The sequence below is a fragment of the Nocardioides jensenii JCM 1364 = NBRC 14755 genome (assembly GCF_001552535.1).
GTDB lineage: Bacteria > Actinomycetota > Actinomycetes > Propionibacteriales > Nocardioidaceae > Nocardioides > Nocardioides jensenii.
The window spans coordinates 1-10,209 of the sequence record NZ_BCRJ01000070.1 but is presented as its reverse complement, the minus strand read 5'-3'; the positions used below and the strand labels follow the sequence as shown (position 1 = coordinate 10,209).

Sequence of the window (10,209 nt, the reverse complement as noted above, 5' to 3'; positions counted from 1 at the left end):
TGCTGGTCTGCCGTAGTCATCGTCATGCTCCCCATGTCTTTCGGCGCCGATAGGTCTTGACGTCCGCATAGGACCGCCGGTCGGTCCCGCCACCGAGATAGAACTCGGCGATGTCGCGATCAGCGAGCAGCGACGAGGCCGGCCCCTCGCGCACGATCCGTCCGTGCTCCATGACGTAGCCGTGATCGGCGATCGACAGGGCCATGGCGGCGTTCTGTTCGACCAGGAGCACGCTGGTGCCGTGCCGGTTCACCTCGACCACCACGTCCCGGATCTGTTCGACGACGCGAGGCGCCAAGCCCAGTGAGGGTTCGTCGAGCAACAGCATCGAAGGACCCGACATCAGGGCTCGGCCGATCGCCAGCATCTGCTGCTCGCCGCCGCTGAGGTAGCCGGCGACGTCGTGTAACCGCCGGGCCAGCACGGGGAACATCTCGAGCATGCGCCCGAAGGTGTCGTTGGCCTCGCTCCTGCTGGCAGCCGCGATGCCGCCGGACCGGAGGTTCTCCTCGACGGTGAGCGAGGTGAAGATCCGCCGGCCCTCCATCACCTGCGCAAGCCCCTTGCCCACCCGGGACGCGGATGCCAGGCGAGTCACGTCGTGCCCGTCCAAGCGGATACTGCCCTTGGTCGCGTCCGCCCGGTGTAGCTCGAGGAGCCCGGAGACGGCCCGCAACAACGTGGTCTTCCCGGCACCGTTGGCTCCTAGCAAGGTGACGATGGCGCCACGCGCGATGTTCAGGCTGACCCCACGCAGCACGAGCACGACGTCGTTGTAGACAACTTCGAGGTTCTCGACGTCGAGCGCCTTGTCGGCTTGCCCCAGCGTCGGTTCAATCGTTGACCCCACAACCACACCCCACCTCTGTTGCACCCGTGCCCACACATCGGGTCGGATGCAAGAGTGACTCAGATCACCCCTCTAGTCAATCCTAATTCACTAACTTTCGGGCAAAAGGGGAACATTCGGACTTCTTTGGCGACTCGCAGATCACTTGCGCCAGCGTGTCGGAGGTTTCTGGTGGGCATCACCGGCGCACGAAAGAGCCCCCACAGGTGACCCTGCGGGGGCTCTTCAGTGATGCGTTGGATCGAATCTCAGCTGGCGAGAACCTCGTCGAGGATCGCCTCTGCCTTGTCTTCATTGGTGTGCTCGGCCAGCGCCAGCTCGGAGACGAGGATCTGGCGAGCCTTCGCCAGCATCCGCTTCTCACCGGCGGACAGGCCGCGGTCACGCTCACGGCGCCACAGGTCGCGGACGACCTCGGCCACCTTCATCACATCACCCGAGTGCAGCTTCTCGAGGTTTGCCTTGTAGCGACGCGACCAGTTCGTCGGCTCCTCGACGTGCGCGGCGCGGAGGACGTCGAACACGCGGTCGAGCCCCTCCTTGTCCACGACGTCACGAACCCCGACCAGGTCGAGGTTGCAGGCAGGGACCCGAACAACGAGGTCCTGCTGTGCGACGATGCGGAGAACCAGGTATTCCCTGTCTTCTCCCTTGATGGTGCGCGTCTCGATGTCCTCGATGACAGCCGCTCCGTGATTTGGGTAAACAACCGTTTCGCCGACGGTAAATGTCATGTGCCAAGTACCCCTTCCTAGGTGACCAGTCTAACACGAGTTCTAGACACCGGTTTCCACGTTTGCGCAGGTCAGGTGCCCATTGCGGGCTTGACAGAACCGCATTGCCTGTGGTGGGCAACGAATCTGGAGTGCGTGTCACGATGCGGTCGTCGTACGAGATGTGCGCGTCGAAACCCTGCAAACACAGGGGGTTGGTCAATACTTCGGCCTATGTCTGCCAAGAACTACAAGCCCGCACGGCGGGTCCGCGTGTCGCGGGCCGACGGCTCCCCGGGGGCGGTCTTCGAGCTTGGGCGCAGCCTGCCGGTCGCGCTGTTCCGGGCCAGCCATGCCCGGCAGGCACTGCTGGTCACGATCGGGCTGACGGTGGCGGCCGCCCTGGCCGGTCGCTCGACCCGTGAGAGCGGTCTGGTGCTGATCACCGTGCTGGTCGGCCAGGTGCTGCTGGGGTGGCACAACGACCTGGTCGACGCCGATCGCGACAAGGCCCACGCCCGCACGGGCAAGCCCGTCGCCGCCGGCTACCTGGACAAGAGCACGCTGGTCTTCGCGATCGCGGTCGCGGCGCTGCTGGTGATCCCGCTCTCGATCGCGCACGGACTGACGTCGGGCCTGACCTGGCTGGGCATCCTGCTGATCGCCCTGCTCGGCAACGCCGGCCTGTTGCGACGCAGCCGCTTCTCCTACCTCCCGTGGATGGCCACGTTCGGCCTGATGCCGGCCTTCCTGTCCTACGGCGGTTGGGGTGGTGACGGCGCCGGTGGCCCGCCGACCCTGGCGATCACCGTCTGTGCCGCCCTGCTCGGCATCGGCGTGCACGTCCTGGTCTCCCTGCCCGGTCTGGTCGACGACAACGCGGACGGCGCGAGGACGTTCCCGCTCGCGGTCGCCCTGAAGTCCGGGGCCCCCAAGCTGCTGGTGATCGCGGTGATCTACACGGTGCTGGTGGGTGCGGCCCTTCTCACGGCGGCCCTCACCGTCGGACTCGTCCAGTGAACGATAGGGTGTGACCCGCACGATGCGGTCCGGTCAGACACGGCCCGCCCACGACACCAAAGGCCCTCAGATGATGCTTCGCAACCGGATCGCCCGCGCCATCGCCGCCGGCACCCTCGTGCTCACTGCACCCCTGCTGTCTTCGTGTGGGTTCAACTACGCCACGGACAAGGTCTACACACCGGCTCCCGGCGCGAACGACCGTGACGCCGAGGTCGACGTACTCAACGCCGTGATCGTGGCGACCGAGGATGGCAAGGGCACCCTGGTGACCACGCTGTCCAACAACTCCCTCGACGACGCCGACCGGCTGACCGCGGTCTCCGGCAAGGTGGTCAGCACGAGCGACGACGACGGCGAGGGCGGCCCGGTCGAGGCCAAGGTCAAGCCGGTCGACATCGAGCCCGGCAGCTACACCCGCATCGCCACCGCCAGCGACACCCTGGGCAAGGGCGAGGCCGCCCTGGTGCCCGGCATCGTCGTGACCGGCCCGTTCAAGCTGGGCGGCTGGGTCGAGCTGACCCTCACCTTCAAGACCTCCGACCCGGTCACCGTCCAGGTGCCCGTCGTGGAGAACAACGGCCAGTGGGCCGGCCAGGACGGCGACACGCTGACCCCGGTCGACCCGGCGCTCACCCACCACAGCGGATCCGACGAGGGTGAAGGCGAAGGCCACTGATGGCCCACACGCTGATCCTGCTGCGTCACGGCGAGAGCGAGTGGAACGCCAAGAACCTCTTCACCGGCTGGGTCGACGTGGCGCTGACCGAGAAGGGTCGTGCCGAGGCGGTGCGTGGCGGTGAGCAGATCAAGGCCGCCGGCCTGCTGCCCGACGTCGTGCACACCTCGCTGCAGCGCCGTGCGATCAACACGGCCGCGCTGGCGCTCGACGCGGCCGACCGTCACTGGATCCCGGTCACGCGCAGCTGGCGCCTCAACGAGCGTCACTACGGCGCCCTGCAGGGCAAGGACAAGAAGCAGACGCTCGCCGAGTTCGGCGAGGAGCAGTTCATGACCTGGCGTCGCTCCTTCGACACCCCGCCCCCGCCGCTCGACGACGACTCCGAGTTCTCCCAGGTGGGCGATCCGCGCTACGCCGACCTCGGCGACGAGATGCCGCGCACCGAGTGCCTCAAGGACGTCATCGCGAGGTTCCTGCCCTACTGGGAGTCCTCGATCGTGCCCGACCTGCGCGCCGACAAGACGGTGCTGGTGGCCGCGCACGGCAATAGTCTGCGGGCCCTGGTCAAGCACCTCGACGGCATCAGCGACGATGACATCGCCGGGCTGAACATCCCCACCGGCATGCCGCTGGTCTACCGCCTCGACGACGCGTTGGCGCCGACCGTGGCCGGTGGCGAGTACCTCGACCCCGAGGCTGCCGCAGCAGCCGCCGCCGCGGTCGCCAACCAGGGCCGCTGACGCTCATCTCTTCCCCGTGCAACGCGGGGTTCTCGTCGCTCCACACGTGTGGTGAGACCGCGCAAGTGACCACGGCGCCGCACCAGTGTCGTCGTACGACGACGCGCGCTGACCTGCTCTGCTGATACATTTCCCGACGTCCGGGGTGGATGGCATGGGGTCACGATCGGAGACCCGTGCCCAGCGCGCTCATCACCCGTCCGAACGACTTCGCCGCGACCTTGCGCCGGGCAGTCGATCGAAGCGGCCTGTGTCTGGAGAGCATCCAGCAGCGACTGGCCGAGCGGGGCGTCGAGGTCAGCGTCGCGACGCTGAGCTACTGGCAGAGCGGCAACCGCGTCCCCGGACGCAAGCGGTCGCAGATGGTGGTGGCCCACCTGGAGAGCGTGCTCGGACTCGCTCCGCACACGCTGCGGGTGCTGGTCCCGCCGCCGCGCCCGCGCGGGCAGGTGCGCGCCCCACAGCAGGTGGGTCTGGTGCCGAGGTTCGTCGAGCAGGACGCCGTACGCCGGATCGCCGAGCAGGTCCAGGCCCGGTCCGGCGGCCAGCACCTGACCCGGATCAGCCAGCACGATGTCGTCCGCATCGATACCTCCCGTCGCATCGAGTCGGTTCGCATCCGGACGGTGGCCAGGGCTGATGCCGACGGCCTGGAGGGCATCGGCGTCACCCAGTTCTTCGAGGACCGCACCGCCGGCACCCCCTGGCTGACCGTGCATGCCGGCGCCGAGGTGGCCGCGCGCCACCTCGACACCGCCCACCGGGTGCTGGGCACGGAACTCCGCTTCGCCCAGCCGCTGACCCGGGGCGACACGGTCGTGCTCGACTACGAGATCACCGCCGACGGACCCGGCCCGCTCGACACGTCGTACGACGCCAGCTGTGGCCGTGCCATCCGTGAATACGTCGTCGAGGTGCACTTCTCCCCGGACGACCTCCCGGAGTGGGTGGAGCGATACCACCGGCCGCGCGACGAGGGTCAGGAGGTCCGGCGCCGGGTGAGCGTCGACTCGCTCGGCCACGCCCACTACGTGGTGCTCGACTGCGCGCCGGGCACCACCGGCCTGGCCTGGCACCACTGAGCGGCCGGGTAACCCGGGATCAAAATCACAGGCTCACCTGTGAATCTGCCCGATTGACGGGAAGTTTCGCGTTGATCGGGCAGATTCACAGGCCCGCCTGTGATTTTGACCGACCCCGCCCACGAGTCAAAAGTTAACGCGCCACTCTCTCTTGCCTCCCGACGTACGCCGGGCTGAAGGTCGACCCAGTGCCGACCCCGGCACGAACTCGGGAAAGAGAGATCAATGAGTCACAATCTCATCTCACGCAGGCGCCGCACGTTGGTGGCCTCCGCGACGGTTGCCCTGATGTGTCTCGCGCCGAACGCGCAGGCAGATGGCGGTGACAAGGACGTCCAGAAGCCCACCCAGGACAAGACGTCCGACACCCAGGCGGCCCAACGCAACGCCGCCAAGAAGATCACCGTCAAGGAGCAGAAGCTGCTCATCGCGACGGCCCGCGCCCAGCAGGACACGATGGCCAAGCGGGTCGGCCTCGCGGCCACGCAGGACCTCAAGGTCAAGGATGTCGTGAAGGACGCCGACGGCGCCGAGCACATCCGCTACCAGCGCACCTACAAGGGGATGCGGGTCATCGGCGGGGACATGATCGTCCACACGACCGCCAAGGGCGCGATCGCCGACGTCCAGCACTCCTCCCGTGCCGCCGTCGCGCCGGCCGCCACCACCGCCACGGTCAGCAAGGCCCAGGCTGTGCGCACCGCGACCAGGACGGCCGGCCACAAGGTCACCGGCTCGTCGGCCGAGCTCGTGGTCTTTGCCGGAGACAACGGTGACCGGCTGGCGTACGACACCGTGGTCAAGGGAGTCCGGAAGGACCAGACCCCCAGCCGCCTGCACGTCGTGGTCGACGCAGTGAGCGGCAAGACCCTGGCCAGCTGGGACGAGATCCACACCGGCACCGGCCACGGCATCTTCGTCGGCGAGGTCGAGATCGGCACGAAGACCGTCAGCGGTGGGTTCGAGATGACCGACACCGGGCGCGGCAACGGCACCACCATCGACCTCGGCAACAGCCAGTCCGGCGGCTCGGTGATGACTGACGAGGACGACGACTGGGGCGACGGCACGATGGCCGACCCGCACTCGGCCGGTGTCGATGCGCACTACGGTGCCGCACAGACGTGGGACTACTTCCTCGACAAGCACGGCCGGCACGGCATCTTCGACGACGGCGTGGGGGTGCCTTCGCGCGTCCACTACGGCGACAACTACGTCAACGCCTTCTGGGACGGCCAGCAGATGACCTACGGCGACGGCGAGAACAACCAGAACCCGCTCACCGAGCTGGACGTCGCCGGCCACGAGATGAGCCACGGTGTCACCGAGGCCACGGCCGGCCTCGTCTACTACGGCGACGCGGGCGGCCTCAACGAGTCCACCAGCGACATCTTCGGCACCTCGGTCGAGTTCAACGCCAACAACGCCGAGGACATCGGTGACTACCTGATCGGCGAGGAGATCGACATCAACGGCAACGGGACGCCGTTGCGCTACATGGACCAGCCCTCCAAGGACGGCGCCAGCTATGACTGCTGGACCTCCTCGATGGGCAACGACGACCCGCACTACACCTCGGGTCCGGGCAACCACTTCTTCTACCTGGCCTCGGAGGGCTCGGGTGCCAAGACGATCAACGGGGTCGACTACGACAGCCCCACCTGCGACGGCTCGTCCTTCGAGGGCATCGGTCGCGAGAAGGTGGAGCAGGTCTGGTTCAAGGCTCTGGACGCCTACATGACCTCGACCACGACGTACCCCGAGGCGCGTGACGCCACGGTGCGCGCAGCGATCGACCTGTACGGCGGCGACAGCGCCGAGTGTGCCGGCGTGGAGTCGGCCTGGAACGGCGTCGACGTGCCGGCCAACGACTACACGTGCACGACCGACGGTGGCACCGACCCCGACCCGGGTGAGGGCGACTGCGCGAGCCTGGCGCTCAGCGACAGCGGTTCGCTGACCTCACGCAACGACTACGAGTACGAGCCCGGCGCCAACGGCTACTACACGTCCACCGCCGCGGGCACGCACCAGGCCTGCATCGACGGCCCGGACGGCACCGACTTCGATCTCTACCTGGAGAAGTGGAACGGCAGCGCGTGGGTGAGAGTGGCCTCGAGCCTGTCGTCCGGCTCCCACGAGGAGATCAGCTACGACGGGACGGCGGGTTCCTACTCGTACGTCGTCCAGTCCTACAGCGGGTCGGGCACGTACACGATGACGTACGACGCTCCCTGACCCACTGAGACCAGGTCCCCCGAGGGCCTGACCGGGAAAGACATCGGCCCGCACTCCCACCTGGGGTGCGGGCCGATGTCGTACGACGCACGTCCCCCGCCCGCGCGTCGTACAGCATCACTGCCCCGGTACCCGCGAACGGAAACGTCAGGGACCATCGAAATTCGCGGCACTTCCTGACGGCTTCGTCCCGCAGGTCCCACACTCCCTGACGTCTCCGCCCGTGGGAGGGTGTCCGGATTCCGTCGGTCAGGCGTCGATCGTGGTCTCGCCGGTGACCACGAAGACCACACGACGGGCCACCGAGACGGCGTGGTCGGCGATCCGCTCGTAGTAGCGGCCGAGGAGGGCCAGGTCGACGGCCGGCTCGACCCCGTGGGTCCAGTCCGCGCTGAGCAGCTCGCGGAGCGAGTTGCGCCGCAGACGGTCCATCTCGTCGTCGTCCTGGGCCAGGTCGGCGGCCGCCTCGACGTCACGATTCTCGATGATCTCGGCGGTCTTCGCGGTCATCATCTCGGCGACCGTGGCCATCCGGCGGATGGTCGGCTCGGCCTGGGCCGGCACCGCGACCGAGGGCACACGGAGCCGGGCGATCTTCGCCACGTGCACCGACAGGTCGCCCATGCGCTCGAGCTCGGCGACCATGCGCAGGGCCGCCACCACGGTCCGGAGGTCACCGGCCACCGGCTGCTGGAGCGAGAGCAGCTCGAAGGACTTCTCCTCGACCGCCTCGCGGGCCAGGTCGATCGCCTCGTCGCCGCTGATCACTTCCTCGGCGATGTGAACGTCACCGGTCATCAGTGCCTCGGTGGCACGCGCCACGGCGTGCTGGACCTTGCGGGCGATGCCCGCAAGGTCGATGAAGATGGAATCAAGTTCGTCATGGAAGGCCTCGCGCATGCAGCGACAGTAGAGGGCGCAAGTGACCAGCCGACGCTGATGCGTGAACTGAGCGTGAACAGTGGGAAGCAATGGTCTCGTTGGCGAACTCCAGGTGAAACGCTGCGTACGATCAGGACGTGACGACATCGCAGACGATCCTGTATGCGCTGCTGATCGGCCTGTTCGTGGCGGGCGTCCTGCTCGCCTTCGTCATGAGCGAGAGGCAGCAGAAGCGGATCCCGGAGACCGCCGAGCCGCTGGTGCCGACCGGCGTCGCGGCCGTGCTGTCGGTGCTGCGTGCCAGTGCGGTCGTCGTCGACGACGCGGACGTCGTACTCAAGGCCTCGGCTCCGGCGTACGCCCTCGGCCTGGTGCAGGGGAACGAGCTGCACGACGCGTCCCTGGCCGACCTGGTGCGACAGGTCCGCCGCGACGGCCAGATTCGCGAGACCGAGATCGTCATGCGGCGTACGCCGTCCGTGCCCGCACGCCATGTCACGGCGCGGGTGGCACCGCTGGGCGCGCACCTGGTGCTGGTGCTGGTCGAGGACCGCACCCGCGAGCGTCGGGTGGAGGCGATCCGTCGAGACTTCGTCGGCAACGTCAGCCACGAGCTGAAGACACCGATCGGCGCGATCCGGATCCTCGCCGAGGCCGTGCAGGAGGCCTCCGACGACCCTGAGGCCGTCGAGCGCTTCTCCGGCCGGATGATCGTGGAGAGTGAGCGACTGGCCCGGTTGGTGCAGCAGATCATCGAGCTCTCCCGACTCCAGGGCGACGACCCCCTCGACCAGCCGCTGCCGGTCGACGTCGACGCCATCGTCGCCACCGCCATGGACACCGTGATGATCGACGCGCAGTCGCGCGGACTCTCGGTGGTCGCCTCCGGCGAGAAGGGCCTGAAGATCCTCGGCAACTCCGAGCAGATCGCCGTGGCGGTGGGCAACCTGGTCGCCAACGCCGTGAACTACTCCCCCGACCGCTCGTCGGTGCTGGTGGCCACCCGCGCCACCGACGAGACCGTCGAGATCTCCGTGACCGACCAGGGCATCGGCATCCCCACGGAGGAGATCGACCGCATCTTCGAGCGGTTCTACCGGGTCGATCCGGCCCGGCACCGCTCCACCGGTGGCACCGGCCTCGGCCTGTCCATCGTCAAGCACGTCGCGGCCACCCATGGTGGCGACATCCGCGTATGGTCCGTCGAGGGACAGGGTTCCACATTCACCCTGTCCCTTCCCAGGAAAAAGCAGGAGGCACATCCGTGACCCGGGTACTCGTCGTTGAAGACGAAGAGAGCTACAGCGACGCTTTGGCGTACATGCTCCGCAAGGAAGGGTTCGAGGTCGCCGTGGCCAACACCGGCCCCGATGCCCTGACCGAGTTCGATCGGGCGGGCGCCGACATCGTGCTCCTCGACCTGATGCTGCCGGGCATTCCCGGCACCGAGGTGTGCCGGGTGATCCGGCAGACCTCCACTGTCCCGGTGATCATGGTCAGCGCCAAGGACGACGAGGTCGACAAGGTGGTCGGGCTCGAGCTCGGCGCCGACGACTACGTCACCAAGCCCTACTCCCCGCGCGAGCTCGTGGCGCGCATCCGCGCCGTACTCCGCCGCGGCCAGGAGCCGGACCTGTCGCCCAGCACGCTCGAGGCCGGCCCGGTGCGCATGGACGTCGAGCGCCACGTGGTCACCGTCGACGGCAACGAGCAGCGGCTGCCGCTCAAGGAGTTCGAGCTGCTCGAGATGTTCCTGCGCAACCCCGGTCGCGTGCTGACCCGGGGCCAGCTGATCGATCGGGTGTGGGGGTCGGACTACGTCGGCGACACCAAGACCCTCGACGTGCACGTCAAGCGGCTGCGCGCCAAGCTGGAGCCCGACCCGGGTGAGCCGAAGTTCCTGGTCACCGTGCGAGGTCTGGGCTACAAGCTCGACCTCTGATTCTGGATACTCCCTGACGTTCGGACCCTCGGACGGCGCCAGTCGCCAGGGTCCGAACGT

At 67.8% G+C, this 10,209-nt stretch carries 10 protein-coding genes; 7 read left to right on the top strand and 3 right to left on the bottom strand.

Annotated features, from left to right (window positions below):
- Positions 1 to 22 precede the first annotated feature (22 nt).
- Both NJ4_RS15270 and NJ4_RS15265 read right to left on the bottom strand, forming a co-directional pair.
- A complete protein-coding gene (locus NJ4_RS15270) occupies positions 23 to 850 on the bottom strand; it encodes an ABC transporter ATP-binding protein (protein WP_245644585.1) in 828 nt (275 codons plus the stop codon).
- Positions 851 to 1,098: 248 nt separating this feature from the next.
- Positions 1,099 to 1,584, bottom strand: coding sequence for a CarD family transcriptional regulator (locus tag NJ4_RS15265; RefSeq protein ID WP_056685347.1), 486 nt, complete (start codon positions 1,582 to 1,584; stop codon positions 1,099 to 1,101).
- 213 nt (positions 1,585 to 1,797) lie between these two features.
- Here NJ4_RS15265 and NJ4_RS15260 point away from each other — a divergent pair, with 213 nt between their 5' ends.
- The 5 genes from NJ4_RS15260 to NJ4_RS15240 all read left to right on the top strand — a co-directional run bounded on the left by NJ4_RS15260 (position 1,798) and on the right by NJ4_RS15240 (position 7,325).
- Positions 1,798 to 2,583, top strand: a complete 786-nt coding sequence (locus NJ4_RS15260; RefSeq protein WP_067436959.1) for a UbiA prenyltransferase family protein — start codon at positions 1,798 to 1,800, stop codon at positions 2,581 to 2,583.
- A 70-nt stretch (positions 2,584 to 2,653) separates the two neighbouring features.
- Positions 2,654 to 3,262 (top strand): copper chaperone PCu(A)C, encoded by a 609-nt coding sequence (locus tag NJ4_RS15255; protein WP_157551158.1) that lies wholly within the window; start codon positions 2,654 to 2,656, stop codon positions 3,260 to 3,262.
- Positions 3,262 to 4,005: a phosphoglyceromutase gene (locus tag NJ4_RS15250; protein WP_067436953.1), complete on the top strand. Its 744-nt coding sequence runs from the start codon at positions 3,262 to 3,264 to the stop codon at positions 4,003 to 4,005. The genes NJ4_RS15255 and NJ4_RS15250 overlap by 1 nt, the downstream gene beginning before the upstream one ends.
- A gap of 176 nt (positions 4,006 to 4,181) precedes the next feature.
- On the top strand, positions 4,182 to 5,087 hold the full coding sequence (locus NJ4_RS15245; RefSeq protein ID WP_067436951.1) for a hypothetical protein: 906 nt from the start codon (positions 4,182 to 4,184) through the stop codon (positions 5,085 to 5,087).
- A 225-nt stretch (positions 5,088 to 5,312) separates the two neighbouring features.
- Complete coding sequence (locus tag NJ4_RS15240) at positions 5,313 to 7,325, top strand: M4 family metallopeptidase (RefSeq protein ID WP_082748704.1); 2,013 nt, start codon at positions 5,313 to 5,315, stop codon at positions 7,323 to 7,325.
- Between the two features lie 249 nt (positions 7,326 to 7,574).
- Here NJ4_RS15240 and phoU read toward each other — a convergent pair whose 3' ends face one another.
- On the bottom strand, positions 7,575 to 8,225 hold the full coding sequence (gene phoU, locus NJ4_RS15235) for a phosphate signaling complex protein PhoU (protein WP_067436948.1): 651 nt from the start codon (positions 8,223 to 8,225) through the stop codon (positions 7,575 to 7,577).
- A gap of 119 nt (positions 8,226 to 8,344) precedes the next feature.
- Here phoU and NJ4_RS15230 point away from each other — a divergent pair, with 119 nt between their 5' ends.
- Both NJ4_RS15230 and NJ4_RS15225 read left to right on the top strand, forming a co-directional pair.
- Positions 8,345 to 9,475 (top strand): sensor histidine kinase, encoded by a 1,131-nt coding sequence (locus NJ4_RS15230; protein ID WP_067436945.1) that lies wholly within the window; start codon positions 8,345 to 8,347, stop codon positions 9,473 to 9,475.
- Positions 9,472 to 10,149 carry a response regulator transcription factor gene (locus NJ4_RS15225; protein ID WP_067436942.1) on the top strand — a complete coding sequence of 226 codons (678 nt, stop codon included), beginning with the start codon at positions 9,472 to 9,474 and terminating at the stop codon, positions 10,147 to 10,149. The genes NJ4_RS15230 and NJ4_RS15225 overlap by 4 nt, the downstream gene beginning before the upstream one ends.
- The last annotated feature ends 60 nt before the right edge of the window (positions 10,150 to 10,209 follow it).

Excerpts from the sequence above, each read along its gene's own strand:
- NJ4_RS15265 (WP_056685347.1), bottom strand. The coding sequence starts at position 1,584 with ATGACATTTACCGTCGGCGAAACGGTTGTTTACCCAAATCACGGAGCG.
- NJ4_RS15260 (WP_067436959.1), top strand. The coding sequence starts at position 1,798 with ATGTCTGCCAAGAACTACAAGCCCGCACGGCGGGTCCGCGTGTCGCGG.
- NJ4_RS15255 (WP_157551158.1), top strand. The coding sequence starts at position 2,654 with ATGATGCTTCGCAACCGGATCGCCCGCGCCATCGCCGCCGGCACCCTC.
- NJ4_RS15250 (WP_067436953.1), top strand. The coding sequence starts at position 3,262 with ATGGCCCACACGCTGATCCTGCTGCGTCACGGCGAGAGCGAGTGGAAC.
- NJ4_RS15240 (WP_082748704.1), top strand. The coding sequence starts at position 5,313 with ATGAGTCACAATCTCATCTCACGCAGGCGCCGCACGTTGGTGGCCTCC.
- phoU (WP_067436948.1), bottom strand. The coding sequence starts at position 8,225 with ATGCGCGAGGCCTTCCATGACGAACTTGATTCCATCTTCATCGACCTT.